Source organism: Actinomycetota bacterium, from assembly GCA_040754375.1.
Lineage (GTDB): Bacteria > Actinomycetota > Acidimicrobiia > Acidimicrobiales > AC-14 > JBFMCT01.
Genome location: JBFMCT010000012.1, coordinates 24,718 through 48,544, shown reverse-complemented (window position 1 = coordinate 48,544; position 23,827 = coordinate 24,718). Strand labels below are relative to the sequence as shown.

At 73.0% G+C, this 23,827-nt stretch carries 22 protein-coding genes and 1 tRNA gene; 8 read left to right on the top strand and 15 right to left on the bottom strand.

Going from position 1 to position 23,827, the window contains the following annotated elements:
- Positions 1-119 precede the first annotated feature (119 nt).
- Both AB1673_07385 and AB1673_07380 read left to right on the top strand, forming a co-directional pair.
- Positions 120-1,139, top strand: coding sequence for an ATP-binding cassette domain-containing protein (locus tag AB1673_07385; GenBank protein ID MEW6153795.1), 1,020 nt, complete (start codon positions 120-122; stop codon positions 1,137-1,139).
- A complete protein-coding gene (locus AB1673_07380; protein MEW6153794.1) occupies positions 1,136-1,918 on the top strand; it encodes an ABC transporter permease in 783 nt (260 codons plus the stop codon). Before AB1673_07385 ends, AB1673_07380 begins: the two co-directional genes overlap by 4 nt.
- Before the next feature lie 21 nt (positions 1,919-1,939).
- Here the strand turns inward: AB1673_07380 and glgX are convergent, their stop codons facing one another.
- Positions 1,940-4,078, bottom strand: coding sequence for a glycogen debranching protein GlgX (gene glgX, locus AB1673_07375; protein ID MEW6153793.1), 2,139 nt, complete (start codon positions 4,076-4,078; stop codon positions 1,940-1,942).
- Between the two features lie 77 nt (positions 4,079-4,155).
- Between glgX and AB1673_07370 the strand changes: the two genes are divergently transcribed.
- The 3 genes from AB1673_07370 (at position 4,156) to AB1673_07360 (ending at position 6,377) form a co-directional block, all read left to right on the top strand.
- Positions 4,156-5,037 (top strand): hypothetical protein, encoded by an 882-nt coding sequence (locus AB1673_07370; GenBank protein ID MEW6153792.1) that lies wholly within the window; start codon positions 4,156-4,158, stop codon positions 5,035-5,037.
- Positions 5,028-5,101: transfer RNA gene (locus AB1673_07365), tRNA-Leu, on the top strand. Before AB1673_07370 ends, AB1673_07365 begins: the two co-directional genes overlap by 10 nt.
- A gap of 157 nt (positions 5,102-5,258) precedes the next feature.
- Complete coding sequence (locus tag AB1673_07360; GenBank protein ID MEW6153791.1) at positions 5,259-6,377, top strand: 2'-deoxycytidine 5'-triphosphate deaminase; 1,119 nt, start codon at positions 5,259-5,261, stop codon at positions 6,375-6,377.
- A 13-nt stretch (positions 6,378-6,390) separates the two neighbouring features.
- Here the strand turns inward: AB1673_07360 and AB1673_07355 are convergent, their stop codons facing one another.
- Both AB1673_07355 and AB1673_07350 read right to left on the bottom strand, forming a co-directional pair.
- On the bottom strand, positions 6,391-6,756 hold the full coding sequence (locus AB1673_07355) for a metalloregulator ArsR/SmtB family transcription factor (protein ID MEW6153790.1): 366 nt from the start codon (positions 6,754-6,756) through the stop codon (positions 6,391-6,393).
- A gap of 43 nt (positions 6,757-6,799) precedes the next feature.
- Positions 6,800-7,390: an MOSC domain-containing protein gene (locus AB1673_07350; GenBank protein MEW6153789.1), complete on the bottom strand. Its 591-nt coding sequence runs from the start codon at positions 7,388-7,390 to the stop codon at positions 6,800-6,802.
- A 251-nt stretch (positions 7,391-7,641) separates the two neighbouring features.
- Between AB1673_07350 and AB1673_07345 the strand changes: the two genes are divergently transcribed.
- Complete coding sequence (locus AB1673_07345; protein ID MEW6153788.1) at positions 7,642-8,532, top strand: PAC2 family protein; 891 nt, start codon at positions 7,642-7,644, stop codon at positions 8,530-8,532.
- Positions 8,533-8,544: 12 nt separating this feature from the next.
- Here AB1673_07345 and AB1673_07340 read toward each other — a convergent pair whose 3' ends face one another.
- The 4 genes from AB1673_07340 to AB1673_07325 form a co-directional block, all read right to left on the bottom strand.
- A complete protein-coding gene (locus tag AB1673_07340; GenBank protein MEW6153787.1) occupies positions 8,545-10,710 on the bottom strand; it encodes an ATP-dependent helicase in 2,166 nt (721 codons plus the stop codon).
- A gap of 32 nt (positions 10,711-10,742) precedes the next feature.
- On the bottom strand, positions 10,743-11,228 hold the full coding sequence (locus AB1673_07335) for a flavodoxin domain-containing protein (GenBank protein MEW6153786.1): 486 nt from the start codon (positions 11,226-11,228) through the stop codon (positions 10,743-10,745).
- 26 nt (positions 11,229-11,254) lie between these two features.
- The gene (locus AB1673_07330; protein MEW6153785.1) at positions 11,255-11,755 is read right to left on the bottom strand and encodes a GNAT family N-acetyltransferase; all 501 of its coding nucleotides are present in this window, start codon (positions 11,753-11,755) and stop codon (positions 11,255-11,257) included.
- Between the two features lie 94 nt (positions 11,756-11,849).
- On the bottom strand, positions 11,850-12,179 hold the full coding sequence (locus AB1673_07325) for a hypothetical protein (protein ID MEW6153784.1): 330 nt from the start codon (positions 12,177-12,179) through the stop codon (positions 11,850-11,852).
- 58 nt (positions 12,180-12,237) lie between these two features.
- On the opposite strand from AB1673_07325, the gene AB1673_07320 reads away from it, so the two are divergent.
- Both AB1673_07320 and AB1673_07315 read left to right on the top strand, forming a co-directional pair.
- Positions 12,238-13,116 carry a hypothetical protein gene (locus tag AB1673_07320; GenBank protein ID MEW6153783.1) on the top strand — a complete coding sequence of 293 codons (879 nt, stop codon included), beginning with the start codon at positions 12,238-12,240 and terminating at the stop codon, positions 13,114-13,116.
- 38 nt (positions 13,117-13,154) lie between these two features.
- A complete protein-coding gene (locus tag AB1673_07315; protein ID MEW6153782.1) occupies positions 13,155-14,090 on the top strand; it encodes a PD-(D/E)XK nuclease family protein in 936 nt (311 codons plus the stop codon).
- On the opposite strand, the gene AB1673_07310 is transcribed toward AB1673_07315, so the two are convergent.
- The 8 genes from AB1673_07310 to AB1673_07275 form a co-directional block, all read right to left on the bottom strand.
- The gene (locus AB1673_07310; GenBank protein ID MEW6153781.1) at positions 14,075-15,454 is read right to left on the bottom strand and encodes a MazG family protein; all 1,380 of its coding nucleotides are present in this window, start codon (positions 15,452-15,454) and stop codon (positions 14,075-14,077) included. The two genes, AB1673_07315 and AB1673_07310, sit on opposite strands and share 16 nt — an antisense overlap.
- On the bottom strand, positions 15,451-16,482 hold the full coding sequence (locus AB1673_07305; GenBank protein ID MEW6153780.1) for a peptidylprolyl isomerase: 1,032 nt from the start codon (positions 16,480-16,482) through the stop codon (positions 15,451-15,453). The genes AB1673_07310 and AB1673_07305 overlap by 4 nt, the downstream gene beginning before the upstream one ends.
- Complete coding sequence (mfd, locus tag AB1673_07300; GenBank protein MEW6153779.1) at positions 16,479-19,946, bottom strand: transcription-repair coupling factor; 3,468 nt, start codon at positions 19,944-19,946, stop codon at positions 16,479-16,481. Before mfd ends, AB1673_07305 begins: the two co-directional genes overlap by 4 nt.
- 78 nt (positions 19,947-20,024) lie before the next feature.
- Positions 20,025-20,207, bottom strand: a complete 183-nt coding sequence (locus tag AB1673_07295) for a hypothetical protein (GenBank protein MEW6153778.1) — start codon at positions 20,205-20,207, stop codon at positions 20,025-20,027.
- A 72-nt stretch (positions 20,208-20,279) separates the two neighbouring features.
- Positions 20,280-20,849, bottom strand: a complete 570-nt coding sequence (pth, locus tag AB1673_07290) for an aminoacyl-tRNA hydrolase (GenBank protein ID MEW6153777.1) — start codon at positions 20,847-20,849, stop codon at positions 20,280-20,282.
- 36 nt (positions 20,850-20,885) lie between these two features.
- Complete coding sequence (locus tag AB1673_07285) at positions 20,886-21,569, bottom strand: 50S ribosomal protein L25 (GenBank protein ID MEW6153776.1); 684 nt, start codon at positions 21,567-21,569, stop codon at positions 20,886-20,888.
- Between the two features lie 98 nt (positions 21,570-21,667).
- Positions 21,668-22,654: a ribose-phosphate diphosphokinase gene (locus AB1673_07280; GenBank protein MEW6153775.1), complete on the bottom strand. Its 987-nt coding sequence runs from the start codon at positions 22,652-22,654 to the stop codon at positions 21,668-21,670.
- Positions 22,647-23,741, bottom strand: coding sequence for an NTP transferase domain-containing protein (locus AB1673_07275; protein ID MEW6153774.1), 1,095 nt, complete (start codon positions 23,739-23,741; stop codon positions 22,647-22,649). The genes AB1673_07280 and AB1673_07275 overlap by 8 nt, the downstream gene beginning before the upstream one ends.
- Between the last annotated feature and the right edge of the window lie 86 nt (positions 23,742-23,827).

Below are 23,827 nucleotides of genomic sequence, written 5' to 3'. Positions count from 1 at the left end.
CGACCGGGCGCCTGCGTCGCACTTTCAGCGACGCACGAGCAGCGGCATGTCCTCCCCCTTTCTCACGGTGCTTGCAAGGTAGCCGTTCACAGGACGGTGGCGCGTGGCATCGTGCGGGGGTGACCGAGCCCTCGTCGCCGGCGATCGTGGCCGACAACCTGACCAAGCGTTACGAACCGTCGGGGGTCGACGCCCTCTCGGGCGTCAGCTTCTCGGTGGCCTCGGGCGAGGTCTTCGGGTTCCTGGGCCGCAACGGGGCCGGCAAGTCGACCACCGTCCGCATCCTCACCACCCTCATCCAGCCGACGGCCGGCTCGGGCCAGGTGGCCGGCTTCGACGTGGTCGGCCAGCCCGGCGAGGTGCGCCGCGCGCTGGGGGCGGCCCTGCAGGCCGCCGCCCTCGACGAGCTGATGACCGGGCGGGAGCACCTGGTGCTGGCTGGCCGCCTGGTCGGGCTGCCCAAGGCGGCCGCCGGTGAGCGGGCGGGCGAGTTGCTCTCGGCCTTCGGGCTGGTGGCTGCGGCTGACCGGGTGGCGGCCACCTACTCGGGGGGGATGCGGCGGCGCCTCGACGTGGCCATGGCCATGGTGCGGCGCCCGCCTGTGCTGTTCCTCGACGAGCCCACGACCGGGCTCGACCCCCAGGGCCGCCGCGCCCTGTGGGGGCTGATCGCCGACCTCCGCTCCGAGGGGGCGGCCGTCTTCCTGACCACCCAGTACCTGGCCGAGGCCGACGAGCTGGCCGACCGGGTGGCCATCGTGCACGAGGGCCGGATCGCCGCCCTCGGCACCCCCCGCCAGCTCAAGGACAGCGCCGGGAGCACGACCCTGCGCATGCGGGTGGCGGCCGCCAGCTTGGCCACCGCCCGCCAGGAGCTGGCCTCGGTGGCCGGGGCCGAGGTGGCCGACGACGGCTGGGTGACGATCGACGTGGCCGGCGGGGAGGCGACCGTGCCCGCCCTGCTGGCCCGCCTGCAGGGCGCGGGCGTGCAGGTCGAGCGCCTCAGCATCCTGCCCCCGACCCTGGAGGACGTGTTCGTGAACCTGACCGGCACCGAGATCGAATCGTCGGCCGGGGCCGGAGAGTCGGGCTCGCTGTCGGCCGCCCGGCGCAACCTCGGGGTGGTGGGGCGCTCGTGAAGGCCGTGGGGGGTGCCACCCAGGTCGGGCTCCTGCTGGTGCGGAACCTGCGCGAGGGCCGCCGCAACCCCGTGCTGGCCTACGCCCTGCCCATCATCATCCCCTTGGCCGTGCTCGTGCTGGTGGCCAAGACCCTCTACCGGGTGACCGACCTGCCGGGCTTTCCGACAAGCAACTACGCGGAGTGGATGTCCCCGGCCATCATCATGCTCACGGCCATGACCGGGGTCGGTTACGCGGCCACCAGCCTGGTCATCGACATCCAGTCGGGCTTCCTCGACCGCCTGCGCCTGCTCGATGCCCGGCCCACGGCCCTGCTCGCCAGCCGGGTGCTCTTCGACGTGGTCCGGGTGCTGCCCGCGGGGGCGGTGCTGCTCGTCGTCGGGGTGCTGCTGGGCACCGAGGTCAACGAGGGCGTGCTCGGCATCGCCCTGCTGTTCGCCCTGCTGGTGCTGTGGGCCGCGGCCTACGGGGGCCTCTACTTCGTGGTCGCCCTCGGCACCCGCAACCCCCAGGCGCCGCTGGCCCTGGCCCCCCTGTTCCTGCCCCTGCAGTTCCTGTCGACCCAGTTCGTGCCCGAGTCGCTGCTGCCCGGCTGGGTACAGGCGGCGTCCGCCTGGAACCCGTTCACCTACATGGTCGACGCCGCCCGGGCCATGATCACCGGCCCCCTCACGGCCGGTCCCGTCATCGAGGCCGTGGGCGTCGCCCTGCTCCTGCTGGTGGTTACCCAGCTGGCCGCCCGCCGGGCCTTCCTCAAGGCCGTCGCCGGGGCCTGAGGGCCCGCCCGAGTCGAGTCCTCAGCTCGTCTTGCGCAGGACGGTGACCGACCTGGGGTCGAGGTGGAAGTCCTCGCCGCCCTTGAGGGTGGCGCCCTCGACAGTGGCCGGGTGGGAGGCGGCATAGCCCATGGGCGTGTCGAGGACCAGCTCGTAAGTCGTGGCCCACTTGGCATCGGGCAGCCGGAAGGGGACGGCCTCGCCGCCGCCGTTGAGCAGCACGAGGAAGCTGTCGTCGACCACCCGCTCCCCCCGGGGGCCCGGCTCGGCGATCTCCTCGCCGTTGAGGAACATGCCCAGCGCCCCCACCCGGCCCGACAGCCACTCCGACTCGGTCATCTGGTGGCCGTCGGGGGCGAACCAGCCGATGTCGGCCAGGCCCGAGCCGTGGATGGGCCGGCCCTGGAAGAACCGGCGGCGGCGGAACACCGGGTGGCGGCGGCGCAGGTCGACCAGGCGGGAGGTGAAGGCGAACAGGTCCTCGGCCTCGGCGTCGAGGTCCCAGTCGTACCAGGAGATCTCCGAGTCCTGGCAGTAGGCGTTGTTGTTGCCCCCTTGGGTACGTCCGATCTCGTCGCCCCCCAGGAGCATGGGCACGCCCTGGGAGAGCAGGAGGGCCACCAGGAAGTTGCGCTGCTGGCGGCTCCGCAGGGCCAGCACCTCGGGGTCGTCGGTGGGGCCCTCGGCCCCGCAGTTCCACGACCGGTTGTCGTCGGTACCGTCGCGGTTGTCCTCGCCGTTGGCTTCGTTGTGCTTGCCGTTGTACGACACGAGGTCGCGCAGGGTGAACCCGTCGTGGGCCGTGACGAAGTTGATGGAGGCGTGGGGCCGGCGGCCGTCGTCCTGGTAGAGGTCGGACGAGCCCGTCAGGCGGTAGCCGATCCCGGCCAGGCTCGGTTCGTGGCCCCGCCAGAAATCACGCACGGTGTCGCGGTAGCGCCCGTTCCACTCCGTCCACAAGGCCGGGAAGTTGCCGACCTGGTAGCCCCCCTCACCCACGTCCCAGGGCTCGGCGATGAGCTTGACCTGGGAGACGACCGGGTCCTGATGGATGAGGTCGAAGAAGGCCGACAGCCGGTCGACGGCGTGGAACCCCCGGGCCAGGGCCGACGCCAGGTCGAAGCGGAACCCGTCCACGTGCATCTCGGTCACCCAGTAGCGCAGGCTGTCCATGATGAGGTGCAGCACCTCGGGGTGGCGGGCGTTGAGGGTGTTGCCCGTGCCCGTGTAGTCCATGTACATGCGCCGGTCGCCCTCCACCAGCCGGTAGTAGGACGCGTTGTCGAGGCCCCGGAAGCTGAGCGTCGGGCCCATGTGGTTGCCCTCGGCCGTGTGGTTGTAGACGACGTCGAGGATCACCTCGATGCCGGCCGAGTGCAGGCTGCGGACCATGGCCTTGAACTCCCGCACCTGCTGGCCGAGCGACCCCGAGGACGAGTAGGCGGCGTGGGGCGCGAAGTAGCCCAGGGTGTTGTAACCCCAGTAGTTGCTCAGGCCCCGCTTGACCAGGTCGTGCTCGGACACGAAGTGGTGCACCGGCAGTAGCTCGACGGCCGTCACCCCGAGCTTCAGGAGGTGGTCCACGACGGCCGGGCTGGCCAGGCCGGCATAGGTGCCCCGCAGCGAGCGAGCGACCCCCGGGTGGCGGGCGGTCAACCCCTTGACGTGTGTCTCGTAGATGATCGTGTCATGCCACGCCGTGCCAGGGCGCTGGTCGTCGCCCCACGGGAACAGCGTGTCGGCCACCACCGACTTAGGCACGTGGGGCGCCGAGTCCCGGTCGTCGCGGACCGTGTCGTCCTTGCCGACCACGTAGCCGAACACCGAGTCGTGCCAGTCGAGCCCGCCGTCGATGGCCCGGGCGTAGGGGTCGACCAGCAGCTTGGCCTTGTTGAAGCGGTGGCCGTGGTGAGGCTCGTAGGGCCCGTCGACCCGGTAGCCATAACGCTGGCCAGGGCCTACGCCGGGCACATACCCGTGCCACACCGAGGCCGTGACCTCGGTGAGGGCCAGCCGGGACTCCTCGCCGGTGTCGTCGAACAGGCACAGCTCGACGCCATGGGCGGACTCGGAGTAGAGGGCGAAGTTGGTACCCTCTCCATCCCAGGTGGCCCCCGGGGGGTACGGTGACCCCGGCCACACCACAGTCCATGCGTCCATCGGGCTAGCTTCGCTCACCGGCGTTACGGACGCACAGCCCGGCCCAACCCGCCGTCCATGGCTCGGAGCCCAGTCGGATGTCCAAACTTCCCAACGAAGACACCGAGGCCCCCCAGATCAGGCGCCTTCAGGCGTGGTGGCTGGAGCTGCCTCTGGCCTACCGGCTCAACGCCCTGCTCTACTTCCTGGGTGCGGTGGGGTTCGTCTTCCTCATCGGCACGCTGCTCTCCAGCGACGGCCGTCCCCGCCAGCTCCAGGTCGGCTCGGGCGCCCCGGTGACCACGGCGTCGACCTCCTCGACCGTCGCCCGGCCGACGACCACCCGCCCGGCCACCACCACCTCAGGTCCCACGACCAGCGCCGGGCCCACGACCACGGCCGCGCCCGGGGCCACCACGACGACCCGGCCGGCGGGGAACACGACGACGACCTCGGGGCCCAACACGACCGCGCCCGACTGCCGCAACAGCTCCAACCCGGCGTGCGGGCCCTTCACCTGGGACCCCCCGCCGGCCTCCAACCAGCCCCTGTCCGTGGTGGTGTCGCCCAGCAGGACGATCGTCCCCGTGGGCGAGCTCGTCCAGTTCAACGTCACGGCCAGCGACCCCGACCACCTGGTCAGCTCCAACTGCTCGCTGGTGCGCTACGACGACGGCCTGGTGGCCGACGCCCCTTGCAACCCGCCCCCCGACTGCCCGGCCCGCCATGGCCCGTGGACGCCGCCGGCGGCCCAACCCGGCAGCCACACGGCCAGCTACCTCAAGAGCTGGGACACCCCGGGCGAGCACACCGTTGTGTTCACGTTCCGCTCGTGGTCGACCGAGCGCTGCCTGGCCCTCGACCCCTACGCCAGTGAAGGGACCACGGAGGTGACCGTGCTCGTCACCGCGGCCACCACGACGGTCCCCACCACCACGACCACTGTTCCGCCGACGACCTCGACCACGGCGGGGACGTAGCCCAACCGGCAGAGGCAGGGCGCTTAAACCGCCCCCAGTGAGGGTTCGATCCCCTCCGTCCCCACCCGCCCCCAGATGTCCGGGCCGGCCCCGGCCACAGACCAGGCCCCTCCAGACTGGGCGCCCCAGGGCTGCGATGGGGGCACCGGTGACCGGCTGCTCGGCGGTGAGGTGCCCGCGCCAGCCACCGCCGGCGTGGCACCCGCCCTACTGTGGGACGAGTGAACGAGCCTGTGGGGGTGCTCCCCGACCTGCACATCCGCAAGGCCATCGAGGCCGGCCAGATCGGGGCCGGCCCCTACCGCATCGCCGACGGGTCGGTCCAGCCGGCCAGCCTCGACCTGACGCTGGGGCCGCGGGCGTACCGGTTGCGGTGCAGCTTCCTGCCCGACGCCAAGACCGTCGACGAGAAGCTGGCCGAGCACTCCATGGGGGAGTTCGACCTGCGCGACGGGGCCATCCTCGAGCGCAACCGTCCTTACCTGATCCCCCTGCGGGAGGCCGTCGACCTGCCCGCCCACGTGCGGGCCAAGGCCAACCCCAAGAGCTCCACCGGGCGCCTCGACATCTTCACCCGGGTGATCACCGACCGCAGCTACCGCTTCGACGAGGTCTCGGCCGGCTACCGGGGCGGGCTGTGGCTGGAGGTCGTGTCCCGGTCGTTCACGGTCAGGGTGCGCGAGGGCCTCTCGCTCAACCAGCTCCGGCTGGTGGTGGGCGAACCCCGGGTGACCGACGACGACATCCGGTCCATCCACGCCTCCGAGCCCCTCCTGTTCCTCGACGACCAGCCCGTGCCCGTCGAGGACGTGGCCGTGGCCGGCGGGCTGTTCATGAGCCTCGACCTGCGCAAGGACGCCGGCCGGGTGGTGGGCTTCCGGGCCAAGAAGAACAGCCAGCTCCTCGACCTGTCGGCCGTCGAGCGCTACGACCCCGAGCTGTTCTGGGAGCCGGTGGTGCCCGAGCGCTCCGACCGGCTCATCCTCGAACCCGAGGAGTTCTACCTGCTGCTGTCGGCCGAGCAGGTGGCCGTGCCCCCGGGCTACGCCGCGGAGATGACGGCCTACGACCCCACCAGCGGGGAGCTGCGGACCCACTACGCGGGCTTCTTCGACCCCGGTTTCGGCTACGACCGGGCCGGGCTCCTCAAGGGCAGCCGGGCCACGCTGGAGGTGCGCGCCCACGACGTGCCGTTCATGGTCGAGCACCGCCAACCGGTGTGCAAGCTCAGCTTCGACCGGATGGCCGAGCCGCCCCACACCCTCTACGGCGCCGACATCGGCTCGCACTACCAGTCACAGCGGGTCACGCTCTCCAAGCACTTCACCCACCCGCGCTGACGGGCGCCGGGCGTCACGACCAGCAGGGCCACGCCGGTACTCCCGGGGTCGGCCGCGTCCGCTCCTTCGGTGAGTGCCGGTCTTGGCTTGGCTGTTCGACCGCACCGGGGCGGGCCGAGCCCCGGGTGCGCAGCCCGTCGAGGAAGAGCCGCACGTCGTCGAGGCCCTCGGGGCGGGCCCGGTAGAGACGCCGGGCCCCCTCCTGGCGCAGCTCGACGAGCCCGGCGTCGGACAGCACCCGCAGGTGCTGGGAGACAGCCGGGCGGCTCATGCCGGGAAAGTGGCCGGCGATCTCACCGGCGGGGCGCTCGCCGTCGAGGACCAGGCTGAGGATGGCGCGCCGGGTCGGGTCAGCCACCGCTCGCAGCGCATCGTCCATATGGGGCCCCCCTTCCGGAGGCAGTGTAAGCTATCTCTTACATTCAGGGCAAGACGGGCTGGGAGGGCACCTTGGTGACCACGTCGCCCACCCGTACCGTCCCACTGGTTACCACCCGGGCGTTGATGCCCCGGAGCTGGAGCTCGCGACCCTCGGGCGAGTTGACGAAGCGCACGGCGTCCCGGCCGAACCGGTCGGCGAACTTGCGGCACCCGGTGTGGGGCATGGCCGTGACCTCCACGACGGCCGTGCCCACGGCCAGCCTCGTGCCCGGGGGCAGGTTGGCGCCGCTCAGGTCGAGGTCGACGTAGATCTGGTCGCCGGCCAGTGCCCACCGCTCCGGTGGCCCGGCCACCAGGGCCGCGGCCCGGCTGTTCATCAACGTGAGCTGCATGTCGGGGTGGGCTGCGCCCCCGGCGCGGCGCCCGCTGCCGCGCGCCCGCCAGTTGTCACCGACGAGCCCCTCGTCCACGTCCAGCACGGCCTCGGGCACCACCTCGCGTCGCTCGACGGCCGGGCGGCGCACGATGAGCTCCACCCGGCCCCGGTCGGCCGGCGCGGCCCGCACGTGCCCCAAACCGGCCTCCAGCTCGTCACGGCCACGAAAGGCGAGCGGAGCAGCCGGCACGTCCACCCTCCCGAAGCTACCGCCACCCCGCAAGCCCCATCACCGACCTGGCTCATTGCTGAGGGCCAGCCCGCCCAGTAGACCGGCGAACACCCTAGACACCCGATCCCCCATGGGGGAGGTCACCCCCCGGGCCACGCCCCCGGGGGTGACCCAGTGCGATCCACTGGGGGAGCCCGGCGACGTGGCGGCACGGCCTCTAGGTTGGGGGCTGTGGACTGCACCAGGTGCCCGGCCCGGCACCGGGGGTCACCCCGGTGAACGATGGTGAGCGGGGGCCGCTCTACACGCTCCACACCCGGCCCGACGACCTGCGCGACCCCGTCCTGGCCGTACACCTGGAGGGCTGGATCGACGCCGGTTCGGCCGGGGCCGGGGCCATGAACGCCCTGCGCAACAGCCTCGACACCACCCTGGTGGCGTCGTTCCACGTCGACCACCTGCTCGACCAGCGGGCCCGGCGCCCGTTCGTGCGAGTGGCCGACGGTGTCAATACCGGCCTCGACTGGCCCAAGATCGAGCTTCACTGGGCCCGCGACCACGACGGGCGTGACCTCCTGCTGCTGGCCGGGCCGGAGCCCGACTACCAGTGGCGCACCTTCGCCCGCGACGTGCGCGACCTCGGCAAGGACCTGGGCGTGAGGCTGATGGTCGGCCTCGGGGCCTTCCCCTCACCCCTTCCCCACACCCGGCCCTGCCCGCTGGTGTGCACGGCCACCACCGCCCAGCTGGCCCAGGAGATCGGCTTCATGCCCGGGACGTTCGACGTGCCCGCAGGGATCGAGGCCGTCCTGGAACAGGGTTTCGCAGGCGCGGGTGTACCCGCCGTCGGGCTCTGGGCCCGCGTCCCCCACTACCTGGCAGCTCAGCCTTACCCGGTGGCCAGCCTGGCCCTGGTCGAAGCCCTGGCCCGCCTGGGTGGGCTCGAGCTCGACCTCAGCGCCCTGCGCCAGGCGGCTGCAGAGACGCGCGAGCGGCTCGATCTCCTGGTAGCCGCCGACCCCCGGGTGACCGGGCTCGTCGAGGCCCTGGAGGCCCAGGTCGACGCCGAAGCGAGCACGTCGTTGGCCGCCGGCTTCGGCGACCTGCCCACGGGCGACGAGATCGCCGCCGAACTGGAACGGTTCCTCCGCGACCAGGGCAGCTAGCGGTAGCGCCCATCAGGACCAGAGGGCCGCCAGCATCCGGTCGACCCCGGCCAGGCTCCCGGCCGCTCCCCCGGCGGCCCCCGATCCCGGGTGCTCGGCGCCCGCCGGGAGGCGGCCCTCGACGTGGGTCTCGTCCATCAAGGCCCTCACCGCCGGCGAGAGGAAACGGCTGAGCTGGGCGTAGCTGTGGGCATCGCGGTCGCGGTAGGGCTTGTGGTAGTAGCGCAGGGGCACGTTGACCTCCAGCACCTGGCGGGCGCGGGTGACCGCCACGTAGAACAGCCGGCGCTCCTCCTCGATGCCCTCGGGGTCACCGGTGGCCAGGTCGGAGGGGAACATGCCGTCGCTGGCGTGGAGCACATGGACGGCCTGCCACTCACCGCCCTTGGCGGAGTGGACCGTCGACAGGACCAGCCAGTCCTCGTCGAGCAGGGGCGGCCCGGCCAGGTCGGACGTCGAGACAGGCGGGTCGAGGGTGAGGTCGCTGACGAACCGGGCCCGGGTGCTGGCGCCGGCGGCCACCCGCTCCAGTTGCTCGAGGTCGGCGGTGCGCGCGGCAGCCCCGTCGTAGATGCGGGCGACGACGGGATCGAGCCATCGTCGCAGCCGGTTCACCTGGGCGCCCGGAGCCAGCGTCGACCCCCCGGGGCCGGCACCGTCGGCGCACTCGGCCAGGGCGGACCGCAGCCCCGACAGGTCACCGGTGGCGGCTGCCGGGACGGCAGGCGCGGCCGCCAGCAGCCGGGCCAGCGGGCTTGCGACCGGGTCGGCGGCCACGGCCGGGGCTGCGTCGCCACCGGTCCCGGCGCCACCGGTCCCGGCGCCACCGGTCCCGGCGTCGCTTACCGGCAGCGGCCCGAGGCCGAGCTGGGCCATGACCCGGCGGGCGGTGGCGGGGCCGACGCCGTCGAGCAGGCGCAGCACCCGGAACCAAGCCAGCTCGTCGGCGGGGTTGTCGAGCACCCGAAGCAGGGCCAGCAGGTCTTTGACGTGGGCGGCCTCGATAAAGCGCAGGCCCCCGTACTTCACGAAGGGGATGTTGCGGCGGGTCAGGACCAGCTCCAGGAGGTCGGCGTGGTGGGCCGACCGGAACAGGACGGCCTGCTCGCACAGGGCCACACCCTCGTCGTGAAGGGCCAGCACGGAGTCGCACACCGCCTCGGCCTCGGCCGTCTCGTCGCCCACCGTCCGCAACAGGGGGCGCCGCTCCCCGGCGACCTGGGACCACAGGGTCTTGGCGACCGCGCCCTCGGCCCGGGCCTCGGCCATCACGGCGTTGGCCACGGCCAGCACGGGCGAGGCCGACCGGTAGTTCTGCTCCAACCGCACGACGGCCGCCCCCGGGAACCGCTCGGCGAACTCCACGATGTTGCGGGCCGAGGCCGAGCGGAACCCGTAGATGGCCTGGGCGTCGTCGCCCACGGCCGTGAGCCCCTGGCCGCCGGGGCACAGGGCCGAGAGGATGTCGGCCTGCACGGCGTTGGTGTCCTGGTACTCGTCGACGAGCACGTGGTCGAACATGCCGGCCAGCCTCGGCCCCAGCGCCCGCCAGCACAGCAGCAGGTCGTCGTAGTCGAGCATCTGGCGCTCGCGCTTGCGGGCGGTGTAACCCGCGAACACGGCCCGGACGCCGTCGGCTTCGGGCGCGCACCACGGGAACCAGCGGTCGAGCACGGCGGCCAGGGGCTCGCCGGTGTTGACCATGCGGTCGTATATCGAGGCCAGGGTCGAGGCCCGGGGGAAGCGGCTACGGCCATGACCACGAACGCCCGCGCCCGAGGTGCCACCGTCGCCGTGGCCCAAGCCCAGGTCGTGGCGCACCAACCCGAACAGCTCCGTGGCGTCGGACTGGTCGAGGATGCTGAACCCGGGGTCGAGGCCCAGAGCCCGGCCGTGGAGGCGCAGGCCGCGGTTGGCCACGGCGTGGAACGTGCCGCCCCACACCCGGCCGGCGGCCGCCGGATCGGACAGCCGGCCGGCCCGGGCCAGCAGCTCGTTGGCCGCCCGGCGGCTGAACGTGAGCAGGCACACCCGCTCGGGGTCGGCTCCCGCCCCCAGGATGCGGGCCACCCGGTGGGCGAGCGTGCCCGTCTTGCCCGTGCCCGCCCCGGCCAGCACGAGCAGCGGCGGGCCCTCGTGCTCGACGGCCTCCCGTTGCCGCTCGTTCAGCTCGAACATACGTTCGCCAGGCTACCACCGGCAGCCACCGGTCAGCGGAGCTCGGCGGCTATCCCTGCGGCCCAGGACCTCACGGCGTCCCAATCGCGGAAGTCGCCGTCGGGGACGCGCAGGGCCTTGACGACCATCCTCTCGGGCAGGCTCAGACCTTCACGAGCGATGCGGCCCGGGAACACACGGTGGCCTCGGGCGCCGGTGGTCGCCATCAGCTTGGCGATGTCCACGGGGTCGTCGGCCGGCTCAGGCGGGTCTCCCACCGGCCCGCTGGAGAAGAGCCATACGGCCCGGGCCCGCAGCGGGCCGGACAACCTCTCGGCCATGTCCTTGGCGGGGCCCAGCCAGTGGCCGGCGTAGACCGCGCTCCCGAGCACCACGGCGCCGAAGTCGTCCACCGACGAGACCTCGGCGGGAGCCTGGACCTCGACGGAGAAGCCCTCGTCCGAGAGAGACCGGGCGATCTCGGCCCCGATCTCCTCGGTAGCGCCGTGCTTCGACGCCGCTGACACCAGAACCCTCATGGCTCACCTCCGGCGGACCGCCCCGGTCAGAGTTCGAGTAGGTAACCCAGAAGGTAGACCCCGGGCTCGGGGGTGCGGTCGCGCTCGGGGGCGCGGCGGAAGCCGAGGTGCTCGTAGAGCCGGCGGGCTCCGGTCAGGGCCTCGGTGGTGTGCAGGGAGATGCGGGCCCGCCCCTCGGCCCGGGCCCTGTCGGCGCAGGCCTGCACCAACCGCGTGCCCACGCCTTGGCGCTGGGCCTCGGGGGCGACCACCAGCATGCGCACCCCGGCCTCGTCGGGCGCCGAGAACTCGGCGTAACCGCTGGCCGGCCCCGGGACGTAGGTGATGCTGCCGAGCAGGCGCTCGTCGCGGTCGACGGCCACCAGCACGACTGCCTCACGGGCCCGGGAGGCCACGTCGGCCAGCCGTGCCCGGTAGGCCGGGGACAGGCTCCCGCCCATGGCCTCGGAGTAGACCGACACCGTCAGGTCGGCGACCGCCTGGTGCTCGGACGGCCTGACCGGGCGGACCACGGCCCGCTCGGCCACGGGCTCAGGCGGTACGGGCGGCGGCCTGGAGGGGTACGGCTCAGGTGGTAGACGCGGCCCGGGGGCCTCAGGCGGTAGGGGGGCCTCAGGCGGCTCAGGCGGCACAGGCGGGCTCGCCCAGCTCGACGGCCGAGTGCAGGCCGGCCCGGGCCTCGGACGCCGCTTGGCCGGCCAGGCCATTGGCCGCCACCACGCCCTCGACCATGTCGGCCAACACCTCGGCCAGGGGCCTCCCCCTCACCGTCACGGCCACGATGACGCCTCCGTCGGCCCGCCGTCGCAGGGTGCGGACGGCGCCCTGGCGGCCGGGGGGACTACGGAAACCGGGCACCTCCAGGCCCCGTGCCCGGCACTCGGCGGCCAGGCGGCGGGCCGCGTCGGCGAAGGCCAGCGAGGTGGCGGCAGGCGGTGGCGGGGCGGGCACCCGACCAGCATGCCAGCGGTGTGTGACAGCCGGCCCCGCCAGCGGTCAGGCTATGGCCATGGACGACCCCCGAGACCCGCAACCGCCCGGCGACGCCGATAGCCCCACCCCCCCGCCGGTCGCGCCCGCAGGCCCGGGTGCGGGCACGGGCGCCCACCCCTCTTCCGGTCCCGCCGACCGTCCCGGGGGTGGGCCGGGCGGCGGGGCGAACGGTCCCAGCGGGGGCGGCCCGGGCGGGGGCGGGAGGCCGGGGGGGCGCGGGCCGGGGGGTGCACCCGAGACCGGAACGGGCGGTGGGGGGCCGGCGGGGCAGGGCGGGGCGGGGGCGGGGCGGGGGCCGGGTGGTCCCGGCTCCCGCAACGGGCCGCCGCGGGCTCCCCGGGCCGACTTCGGGCGACCGCCCACGGCCTACGACGCCGACTACTCGGTGCCGACGACCGGCCGCCAGGCCCGCATGGCGGGACTGCTGGCCATGCTCGGCGCCGGGCTGGTGGGGGTGGTCGCCGGGCAGGTCATCGCGGCCGTCGCCGAGGGCTTCGTGATCCGGGCCGACCAGCTCGAACCCACGGGCATCGAGACCGACCTGTTCCACCGGCTGGGGTTCCCCTTCGGCGGGCTGGGGGCGCCCGCCATCCTCTACCTCGTGGTGGGCCTCGCCCTGCTGGCCATGCCCACCCTGCTGGGCCACGTGCTCACGGCCGGCCAGGAGCGGCTGGTGAGCGTGGCCATCCTGGCGGTACCCCCGGTGGCCCTGGTGCTGGCCACCGGGAGCCTGCTGGCCGTCCGTAACCAGATCCACCAGTTCACCTCCCAGGGCCTGTCCCCGCCGCCCTTCGCCCGGCTGGGCTACGCCGTGTTCCTGCTCGGGGCCATGGGCGGGGCGGCAGTCGCCATCGGAGGAGCACTGGCCACGGCCAGGGCCCGCAAGAAGGGGTAGGCAGCCGGCCGTCACACCCGGCCGGTAGCGTGCCCCCCATGGACTGGGAGGCGGCGCTCACCCCGGCCCAGCGGCGGGTGGTGGTCGAGCTGATGGCGCGCGACCAGCCTCGGCCCACCTTCGACCGATCGCTGGGCGACGAGCTACGGGCCCGGCTCGAGGGGTCGTTGGCGCCGCTGGCCGAGTCGCTCGACGCCCCCCTGCGGGTGTCCAAGAGTGCCCTGGCCCAGGTCCACGCCTGCGAGTCCAACTACCTGGCCGAGCTCGACTGGCAGGGGTGGAACGGGGCCACGGCCGAGGGTGAGGTCACCCACCGGGCCATCCAGCTGTCGGTCGCCCTCGACGGGGAGGTCCCTCCCCTGGAGCTCGTCGACCACGCCATGGCCGAGATGGAGGCCGACGAGCGTTCGTCGCTGGGCAGCTTCCTGAGCGAGCTGGCGGGCCCGTCACGGGGCGACCTCCGGGGCCGGGCGGCCACCTCCGTGTCGACCTTCCTGGAGTGCTGGCCGCCCCTGCGCCCGAAGTGGCACCCTCGCACCGAGCTGCCCGTGCGGGTCGACCTGTGCGGCGGGCGGGTCGCCTTGTCGGGCAAGATCGACCTGGTGCTGGGCCAGGCCCGGGGATCGGAGGCCCGGTGCCTGTTCGTCGACCTGAAGACCGGCGGCCACTACCCGTCCCATCTCGACGACCTGCGCTTCTACGCCCTGGTGCAGGCGCTGCGCATCGGCGTGCCCCCCTTCCGGGTGGCCAGCTACTACCTCGAGTCGGCCAGCTTCGCGGTCGAAGACGTCACCGACCAGACCCTGGAGGCTGCGCTGCGGCGCACCGAGGAGGGCGTGGCCCGGCTCATCGAGGTCCGGGCCGGCCTGCGTCCCCCCGAGGTCACCCCGTGCCCCCGGTGCCGCTACTGCCGAGCGCGGGACACGTGCCCCGGGGCGGCCGAATGGGCCCGGCGGGATCAGCAGGACGACTGACCGGTCTTCTCCCACAAGGCCGCCACCGTCTCGCGGGAGGCGTGGCGCAGGTCCACGCCCGCGTCCACGGCCAGCCGCTCCATGGCCATGAACCGGTCGCGGAAGCGCACCGAGGTGGCCCGCAGGGCGCTCTCGGGGTCGACGTCGGCCTCCCGGGCCTCCCCCACCAGGTCGAACAGGCGCTCCCCGATCCCCGCCGGCACGGGCGCCCGCTCGCTCTCGCCCGCCCCCGATATCCCCACCGAGGCCGCCTTGCGCTGCACCTTGTGGGCGTAGAGCAGCGACGGCAGGTGGCCGGCGATGCCGTCCATGAGGCTGGCCGAACCCTTCTCGGCCTGCTTGATGTGCTCCCAGTTACGCATGACCTGACCGGGGGTGTCGGCTTCGACGTCCCCGAACACGTGGGGGTGGCGGGTGACGAGCTTGTCGTGCACTCGCCGGGCCACGTCGGCCAGCGTGAACTGGCCGGCCTCGGCCGCCAGCGTGGCGTGGAACACGACCTGGAACAGCAGGTCGCCCAGTTCCTCCTCCAAGTGCCCGTAGTCGCCCGTGCCCTCCAGAGCCTCGATGGCGTCGAGCACCTCGTAGGTCTCCTCCAGCAGGTGCCGGGTGAGACTCTGGTGCGTCTGCTCCCGGTCCCACGGGCACCGTTCGCGCAGCGTGCGCACCATCTCGGCGAACCGGGCCACTTCGCCGGCCACCGGGTCGGCCAGCTCGGGCACCCACAGCGAGGTGAGGTGGTCGGGCTCGACTTGGCGGTCGATCTCCGCCCAGGGCACCTCCCACACCCGCTCGTCGGCCAGCCCCAGGTGGTGGAGGACGAAGGCCCCAGGCGGCGGCTCGCCCTCGACGGCCAGCTTGACGGCCGACAGCACGCCCCGGGAGTCGCACTGGGCCACCAGCAGCGGCCCTCGTTCCCCGGCCGCCTCCACCTCGAAGCGGTGGCCGTCGACCAGCCGGACACCTGCGGCCAGGGGGTCGACGCCGAGCCGGGCCCAGGCCAGGTCGAGGAACGACAGGCCGGCCACGACCTCCACTTCCACCCGGGGGTCGGCCAGCAGGAGCTCGACCGAGCGCTCGGCCACCATGGGTGAACCCGGTACGGCGTAGACGACCTCGCCGTGGTCGGCGGCCGCCTCGGCCAGGGTGTCGACGATGCCCCCGTAGACCTCGTCCAGGGTCGCGGCCCGCTGGTAGAGGGCGTCGAAGCTGGCGGCCCCGGGCACCGCCGTGGCCGCCGGGTGGCGGGTGGTCCGCACGAACCGGGCGGCCTCGGCTACCCGCGCCACCGCCGACACGGCCTCGCCTGTCATCAAGCCGGGCCCGGCCGGGCCCAGCCCCACGACCACCACCGTGGGGGTCACGGGTTGAGGGGCTGTATCCCGCTCACTGGGGGGCTGTCCGGGACTGTCGTCGAGGGCAGGGTCGGCGGCGTGACCGTCAGGGCTTGCTTGTCGAACGTGCCGTAGCGGGGGTTCACCTCGATGTCGGCCTCGGCCACGGCCGCCGTGATCCACTCCTGGAGCATGTTGAGGCCGGCGGCTACGACCTGCTGGCGGGCCCGGGTGGAGGCCTGCTCGTAGGTCGGGACGGTTCGGGACCGCACGAGCACCACGTGGAACCCGAACTGGGTCTGCACCGGCCCGGCCACCTCGCCCACGGGCTGCTCGAAGATGACCCGGGTGAGCTCGGGGGCGCCGGCATAGCTCTCGGTGGTGATGTTGCACCCCAGGTCGCCGTCTTGGGCCGCGCTCTGGGTGTCCTGGGAGTCGGCCCGGGCCACCGCCCCGAACGACTCGCCGCCGTCGAGGCGGGCTTTCAGCTCGGCCGCCCGGTCCTGGGAAGTCACCAGGATGTGGCTCACGCACGCCTCGGCGAACTCGTCCCGGTTGGCCTCGAAGAAGGCCCGGTAGGCTTCCTCCCCGGCCTTCTGGCCGGTCAGGGCCACCGTCAGGGCGTCGACTTTGGCCGCCCGCTCGACGAGCGTGCGCTGGTAGTCGGCCGAGAAGCCGTTGAACACTTCCTCACCGCCGGCCTGGGCGGCCACCTCGGTGCGGACGCCTTGGAGGTCGGCCTCGGTGACCCGGATCTGGCGGCGCTCGATCTCCCGCTCGACGAGGACGTACTGCACCTGGCGTCCCAGCACCTGGGCGGTGAACACGGCGTCGAACGTGCCCGCCCCGCTGCCCCGGACGGGGAGGCGGGACTCGATCTGGGCCACGTAGGCCTCGTTGGCGGCGATGGCCCTCATCTCGCCCTCGAGGTCCTTCTGGCTGATCGACTGCCCGTCGACGCGGGCGGCATAGGGGCTCACCGAACCACAGGCGGTGAGCAGGAGGAGCAGGGCCGCGCTGGCTGCGAGCGCGGCCGGACCAAGCGAGCGTCTGTTCACGGTGCCGCCGATGGTACCGGCTGCGGTTCGGGAGGGACCAACACCCCCAGGAGGGTGATGAGCGCCTCGGCTGCGTCGTGACCGGGACGGACAGGGATGACGAGCTGGCCCAGGTCCTCCTTGTAGACGGCCTTGGGGAACAGGCGCTGGAGCCGGATGCGCTGGCTGGCCTTGAGGGCGAGAGGGGCCATGCGGGCCACGTCCCGGGCCACGGTCACCTCCCGCAGGCCGGTGCGCACGGCCTCCGAGCGCAGCCGGGCCACCCGCAGCAGGGCCTGGGCAGGCTCGGGGGGCGGCCCGTAGCGGTCGGCCCACTCGGCCGCGATGTCGTCGACCTCGGCCCCGGTCGTGACGGCCGCCAGCCGGCGGTAGGCCTCAAGGCGCAGTTCCTCCTTGGCCACGTAGTCCCGAGGCAGGTGGGCGTCCACGGGTACGTCCAGGCGCACCTCGGCAGGCTCCTTCGCGGGCTCGCCCTTCAGCTCGGCCACCGCCTCGGCCACCATCTGCACGTAGAGGTCGTAGCCCACGGCCGCGATGTGGCCCGACTGGCTGGCCCCCAGCAGGTTGCCGGCACCTCGGATCTCCAGGTCGCGCATGGCGATCTTGAACCCCGAGCCCAGCTCGGTCTGCTCGCCGATGGTCTTCAGCCGCTCGTAGGCCTCCTCGGAGAGCTGGCGCTCGGGTGGGAAGAACAGGTAGGCGTAGGCCCGCTGGCCGGCCCGGCCGACCCGGCCCCGGAGCTGGTGGAGCTGGCCCAGGCCCATCAGGTCGGCCCGGTCTACGACCAGCGTGTTCACCGTGGGCATGTCGATGCCCGACTCGATGATCGTGGTGCAGACCAGCACGTCGTAGTCACCCTCCCAGAAGTCGAGCACCATGCGCTCCAGCAGGGCCTCGTCCATCTGGCCGTGGGCCACGGCGATGCGAGCCTCGGGCACCAGCTCGCGCAGGCGAGCGGCCACGTTCTCGATGTCGTACACACGGTTGTGGACGAAGAACACCTGGCCCTCGCGCAGGAGCTCACGCCGGATGGCCTCGGTGACGGCCCGCTCGTCGTAGCCCCCCACGTAGGTGAGGATGGGCTGGCGCTCGGCCGGGGGGGTGTTGAGCAGGGTCAGGTCGCGGATGCCGGTGAGGCTCATCTCCAGGGTCCGGGGGATGGGCGTGGCGGTCAGGGTGAGCACGTCCACGTCGGCCTTGAACTTCTTGATGGCCTCCTTGTGGGTCACTCCGAAACGCTGCTCCTCGTCGACCACCAGCAGCCCCAGGTCCTTGAACTTGACGTCCGCCGACAGGAGGCGGTGGGTGCCGACCACCACGTCCACCGCCCCCGAGGTCACCCCCCCGACCACCTTGCGGGCCTGGCCCGGGGTCAGAAAGCGCGACAGAACCTCGACGCGGACCGGGTAGCCGGCGAAACGCTCGGAGAACGTCTGGAAGTGCTGCTGGGCCAGCAGGGTCGTGGGGACGAGCACGGCCACCTGCTTGCCGTCCTGCACGGCCTTGAACATGGCCCGGATGGCCACCTCGGTCTTGCCGAACCCGACGTCGCCGCACACCAGCCGGTCCATGGGGGTAGGGCCCTCCATGTCTCCCTTGACGTCGGCGATGGCCTTGAGCTGGTCGGGGGTCTCGCGGAAGGGGAACGCCTCCTCCAGCTCCCGCTGCCACGGCGTGTCGGGGGGGAAGGCGTGGCCCGGGCTGGCCAGCCGCTTCTGGTAGAGCACGACCAGTTCCTGGGCGATCTCCCTGACGGCCGAGCGGACCCGGGCCCGGGTCTTCTGCCAGTCCGAGCCGCCCAGGCGGTGGAGCGTCGGCGTCTCCCCCCCGGTGTAGTGGCGGATCACGTCGATCTGGTCGGAGGGCACGTAGAGCTTGTCGCCGCCCCGGTACTCCAGCAGCAGGTAGTCGCGCTCGGTCCCCCCGATCGAGCGGGTGACCATGCCCCCGTAGCGGCCCACCCCGTGGTGGTGGTGGACGACGAAGTCGCCCGCCTTGAGGTCCTCGAAGAACCCCTGGGCGTCGGTCCGCCGGGGCCGGGGCTGGCGGTGGGGGCGGCGGCGCCCGGTCACGTCGCTCTCGGTCAGCACGGCCAGCTTCACGTCGGGCAGGACGAACCCCCGCTCCAGGGGCTCGACCACGATCGAACCCCCGGGGGCGGCCCGCACGTCGGCGCCCGGGCCCAGGACGGGCAGGGCCACGCCCTCGTCCGAGAGGGTCGAGGCGATGCGGGCAGCCGAGCCCAGGCCGTCGGCCGCCACCACCACCTGGAAGCCCTTGCCCAGCAGGTCGCCCACCTGGTGGGCCAGCCGCTGGGCACCCCCGGCCACCGGCACCCACCCGGTCGCACCCAAGTTCACCGTGTCGGGGCCTTCGGCCACGTTGACGACCGTCCACGCCGGAGCGCGCGTGTGGGCCAGCAGGCGGTCGAAGGGCAGGTGGAGCCGGGGCCACTCGCGATCGGGTGATGCCCCCCACGTCTGGGCCAGAGAGGCGGCCAGGGCGGCCTCCTCCTCCAGCAGTTCCTTGGCCCGGTCGCGCATGCGCCGGGGCTCCACGAGCAGCACCTGGGCGCCCGGCCCGATGAGGTCGAAGAGCACGTGCTCACTGGTCGCCGGGTCGTCGCCCGCCAGCCACGGCAGCCACGACTCCATGCCGTCGAAGGTCGCCCCCTCGGACAGCCGCTCCCACTGCTCGCGGCCCCAGGGCTCGGACGCCACCAGCCGGGCGGCCCGGTCCCTGACCTCGCCGGTGGGCAGCACCTCCCGGCAGGGGAACAGCTCGACCCGTTCCACGTCGGCCGCCGAACGCTGGTCGGCCACCGTTATCCGGGTCAGGCGGTCGACCTCGTCGCCCCACAAGTCGATGCGTACGGGGGCGTCGGCCGTGGACGGGAAGACGTCGACGATCGAGCCTCGGCGGGCCACCTCGCCCCGGTGCTCGACCTGGTACTCGCGCCGGTAACCCAGGCTGACCAGCCGGGCCACCAGGTCGGTGGGGTCGAGCACGTCGCCGGGGGCGATGGCGACGGGCGCCACCTCCTCGACGTGGGGACCGAGCCGCTGGACCAGGGCGCGCACCGGCGCGACCACGACCTTGGGTTCCCGGTCGGGGTGGCGCAGGCGCCACAGGGCCCGTAGGCGCCGGCCCATGGTCTCGACCCCGGGACTGACCCGCTCGAAGGGCAGCGTCTCCCAGGCCGGGAACACCTCGACGGGGTCGTCGAGCCCGCCCGGCCCGGCGGGCCCGCCCAGGTAGGCCCGCAGGTCGTGGGCCAGGCGCTCGGCCTCGGCCGTGGTGGGGACGGCCACCACCACCGGGTGGCGTCCCGACAGGCGAGCCAGGCCGGCCACGGTGAAGGCCCGGGCCGGTTCGGCCACGGCCACCACCGCCGAAGGCGCGCCCGCCAGCCCCGTGATATCGGGGTGGCGGGCCAACAGCGGGGGCAGGGCCTCCAGCCTCACCGGCTCCAAGCTACCGCCCCTCTACGCGCCGAGAGCGTGCCCCGGCAGGGCACGCTCTCGGCGACGAACGCAGTTCTGTCAGCTCGCGATCTCTTTGAGGCGCTGGTCGATCGTGTCTCTCAGCGCAGAGAGCTCGGCGATCTCCTGTTCACGCGACTTGGGCTCGTCAGACGAACACCCGCAGCCGCAGCTAGCCGTGGTCGAACCCACGGTCATGGTCCCGCAGCCGCATCCGCAGCCACCTGAGACTCCATCAGCCATGGTCATCACCTCCTTGGATAGAGAGTACGACCTGGCCCCTAGGGCCAGGTCAACTCCTTTTCCGAGGTTTTCTCAGCGTTCGGGGTTGAAGCGGTTCATGGCCGCCTCCACGCCGTCGGTGAGGATGCAGAGAACGGCGTCAGCCGCCTCCTCCACGGCCACGTCGAGGTCGATCCGCTCGGCCTTGGGCGGGCGGCGCAGGACGTAGTCGGCCCCCAGCTGGCGCCCGGGCGGTCGGCCGATGCCGATGCGGACCCGCAGGAAGGCCCCGGTGTGCAGGTGGGAGCGCACGGACTCCAGGCCGTTGTGGCCGGCCGTCCCGCCCCCGTCTTTCACCTTTACCCGGCCCGCGGGCAGGTCGAGCTCGTCGTGGACGACCACGATGCGCTTGAGGTCGTGCTCGACTCCGAAGCGGCGGGCCAGGCGGGCGGCCGCCTCGCCCGAGAGGTTCACGTAGGTCTGGGGGAAGGCGACCACCAAGAAGCGGCCGTCGGTGCGGACCTCGGCCACCAGCGACCGCTCTTTGCCCTTGCGCAGGGGCAGGCCGAAGCGGCGGGCCAGCACGGCCACCACGTCGGCGCCCAGGTTGTGGCGGGTGCCCTCGTACTCGGGACCGGGGTTGCCCAGGCCGAGCACGACCAAGTCGGCCCGCTCCCCCTCCCGGGGCCGCAGCAGGTGCTACCCCTCGGCCGCGGGTTCGCCGCCGGCCCCGCCAGGGGCCGCTTCCGCATCGCCGGGCCCGCCTGGGGCCGCACCCTCGGCCGCCTCCTCGGCGGCCTCGTCCTCGGCTGCGATCTCCGCGGCCACCATGGACGCCGACGCCACCACGACGGTCTCGTCGGGGTCGACCTCGGTGACCACACCGGCGGGCAGGGTCAGGTCGCCCACCCGGACGGCGTCGCCCACGGCCAGGCCCGAGATGTCCACCTCGATGTGCGACGGGATGTCCCCCGGGGTGCACTGCACGGCCAGCGAGAAGAGCTGCTGGTCGATCACGCCTCCCGAGCGGGACACCTCGACAGCCTCGCCCTCGAGGCGCACGGGCACGTCGATCGAAACGATCTCGTCGCGACGCACGATCACGAAGTCGACGTGGCTGACCGTGCCCCGCACGGGGTGGCGCTGGAGCTGGCGGGCCATGGCCAGGTGGCGGGTGCTGCCCACCTGGAGCGACAGCAGGGCGTTGAGCCCGGACTCGCGGTTGAGCGCCCCCCTCAGCTCCCGCCCATCGACGACGACCGCCTGAGCGTCGATCCCGTGGCCGTAGAGGACCGCGGGGATCTTGCCCTCCCCCCGCAGGCGCCTCGACTCGCTACTGCCTGTCCCATGCCGCGGCTCGGCGGCCAGCTGTACTTCTGCCATAAGGAGAGCATTCTAGTTGCCTGGGGGGCTGCGCCCCCAACGCACGGCTACGCCGTGCTCCCCCACGCCCCGGGTAGGCGGACGAGGTTACTGCGGGGTCAGGCCTGGTTCTCGCCGCCGAAGATCTCCGAGACCGACTCGTCCTCGAAGACGGCGGCCAGGGCGTCGGCGATGATGCCGGCCACCGACAGCACCTCGATCTTGTCGATGCGGCAGTGGTCGGGGATGGGGAGGGTGTCGGTGACGACGACCCGGGACAGCACCGAGTTCTTCAGGCGGTCGATGGCGGGCTCGGCGAAGATGGCGTGGGTGGCCATGGCGTGGACCTCGGCCGCCCCGTTGGCCACCAGCAGCTCGGCGGCCGCGCAGATCGTGCCCGCGGTGTTGATCTGGTCGTCGACGAGGATGCAGGTGCGGCCGGCCACGCTGCCGATCACGTCGAGGGCGTCGACCTCCACGCCCGTGCGCCGCTTGTGCACGATGGCCAGGTCGGCGTTGAGGTGGCGGACGAACCGCTCGGTGAGCTTCACCCGACCGGCGTCGGGCGACACGATGACCACGCCGTCGCCGAAGTTGACCTGCACGTACTCGGTGAGGATGGGCATGGCCGTCAGGTGGTCGACGGGCACGTCGAAGAAACCCTGCACCTGGCCCGAGTGCAGGTCGAGGCTGACCACCCGGTCGGCACCCGCGGTCGAGAGCATGTCGGCCACCAGCTTGGCCGTGATCGGCTCCCGGCCCGACGACTTGCGGTCCTGGCGGGAGTAGCCGTAGTAGGGGCACACGGCCGTGATGCGCTTGGCCGACGCCCGCTTGGCCGCGTCGATCATGATCAGCTGCTCCATGATCGACTTGTTCACGGGCCGGCTGTGGGTCTGGATGATGAAGACGTCCGAGCCCCGGATGGACGCCCCGAACCGGCAGTGGATCTCCCCGTCGGGGAACTCCGACAGGTTGGTCTCGCCTAGGTCGACCCCGAGGTGGCGGGCGATGTCCTCGGCCAGGGGCAGGTTGGAGCGGCCGGCGAAGAGCTGGAGGCGCTTGCGGGGAGTGAGCTCCTTGGTCCCCTGCACCACTTCAGTCACGCTTCGCTCGCTCCGGGCCCTCGTCCTCGTTGGCAGATGCAGTGTAGAACGGCCCGGTGGTCGCGCCCGGGACGACGTGGGAACCGGGCCGTAGCACGGCGTAGGGGCCGACCACCGCATGGGGCCCGACCTCGGCGTCGTAGCCCACCGACATCTCGACGCTGGCCCCCTCGCCCACCGCGCAGTCGACGAGGCGGACGTCGGGGCCGAGGCGGGCGCCCGAGCCCACCACCGTGCGGCCCTGGAGCATGGTGCCGGGCAACAGGGTCACGTCCGTGCCGAGCTGGACCGAGGCGTCCACGTAGGTGTGGTCGGGGTCGGTCATGGCCACCCCCGCCTTCATCCACCGCCGGTTGATGCGCCTGCGCAGCTCGGTCTCGGCCACGGCCAGCTGCTGGCGGTCGTTCACGCCCAAGGCTTCGGTGGGGTCGTCGACCGTCACGGCCGCCACCGGGTAACCGACCTGGGAGAGCACGGCCACCACGTCGGTCAGGTAGTACTCGCCCTGGGCGTTCTCGGGGCTCAGCCGGCGCAGGGCGGGGGCCAGCACGCTGCGCCGGAAGCAATAGATCGAAGTGCCCACCTCGTCCACGACCCGCTCCGCCTCGGTGGCGTCGAGCTCCTCGACGATGTGGCTCACCCGCCCGTCCTTGCCCCGGATGACGCGGCCGAAGCCCGTGGGGTCGTCGAGGCGGGCCGTGAGCAGGGTGGCGGCCGCGTCGCCCGAACGGTGCTCGGCCACCAGGCCCCCGAGGGTGGACGGCCGCACCAGCGGGGTGTCGCCCGGGAGCACGATGAGGTCGCCGTCCTCGTCGTCGTCGGGGAAGGCGGTGAGGGCCACCGAGACGGCGTCACCGGTGCCCCGCTGGGCCCGCTGCTCGACGAAGTCGATGGGCAGGTCGGGCGGACCGTGCTCCAGGAGCGTCTTGGTGACCCGCTCGGCCCCCCAGCCCACGACGACCACGGCCCGGTCGACGAGCAGCTCGGAGAGGGCGTCGAGCACATGGAGCAGGATGGGCCGCCCGCACACGGCGTGCAGGGGCTTGGGCAGCGACGATCTCATGCGGCTGCCCTCGCCTGCCGCCATGACCACCGCGCAGAGCGGCCTCAAGCCCATACTCATTTCTACCGCCCTCCCGGCCCGGTCGCGTACCGGGGGTCGTGGACGACCGG

Excerpts from the sequence above, each read along its gene's own strand:
- AB1673_07295 (MEW6153778.1), bottom strand. The coding sequence starts at position 20,207 with ATGGCTGATGGAGTCTCAGGTGGCTGCGGATGCGGCTGCGGGACCATG.
- AB1673_07340 (MEW6153787.1), bottom strand. The coding sequence starts at position 10,710 with ATGTTCGAGCTGAACGAGCGGCAACGGGAGGCCGTCGAGCACGAGGGC.
- glgX (MEW6153793.1), bottom strand. The coding sequence starts at position 4,078 with ATGGACGCATGGACTGTGGTGTGGCCGGGGTCACCGTACCCCCCGGGG.
- AB1673_07355 (MEW6153790.1), bottom strand. The coding sequence starts at position 6,756 with ATGGACGATGCGCTGCGAGCGGTGGCTGACCCGACCCGGCGCGCCATC.
- AB1673_07320 (MEW6153783.1), top strand. The coding sequence starts at position 12,238 with ATGGACGACCCCCGAGACCCGCAACCGCCCGGCGACGCCGATAGCCCC.
- AB1673_07275 (MEW6153774.1), bottom strand. The coding sequence starts at position 23,741 with ATGGCGGCAGGCGAGGGCAGCCGCATGAGATCGTCGCTGCCCAAGCCC.
- AB1673_07370 (MEW6153792.1), top strand. The coding sequence starts at position 4,156 with ATGTCCAAACTTCCCAACGAAGACACCGAGGCCCCCCAGATCAGGCGC.
- AB1673_07285 (MEW6153776.1), bottom strand. The coding sequence starts at position 21,569 with ATGGCAGAAGTACAGCTGGCCGCCGAGCCGCGGCATGGGACAGGCAGT.
- AB1673_07315 (MEW6153782.1), top strand. The coding sequence starts at position 13,155 with ATGGACTGGGAGGCGGCGCTCACCCCGGCCCAGCGGCGGGTGGTGGTC.
- AB1673_07335 (MEW6153786.1), bottom strand. The coding sequence starts at position 11,228 with ATGAGGGTTCTGGTGTCAGCGGCGTCGAAGCACGGCGCTACCGAGGAG.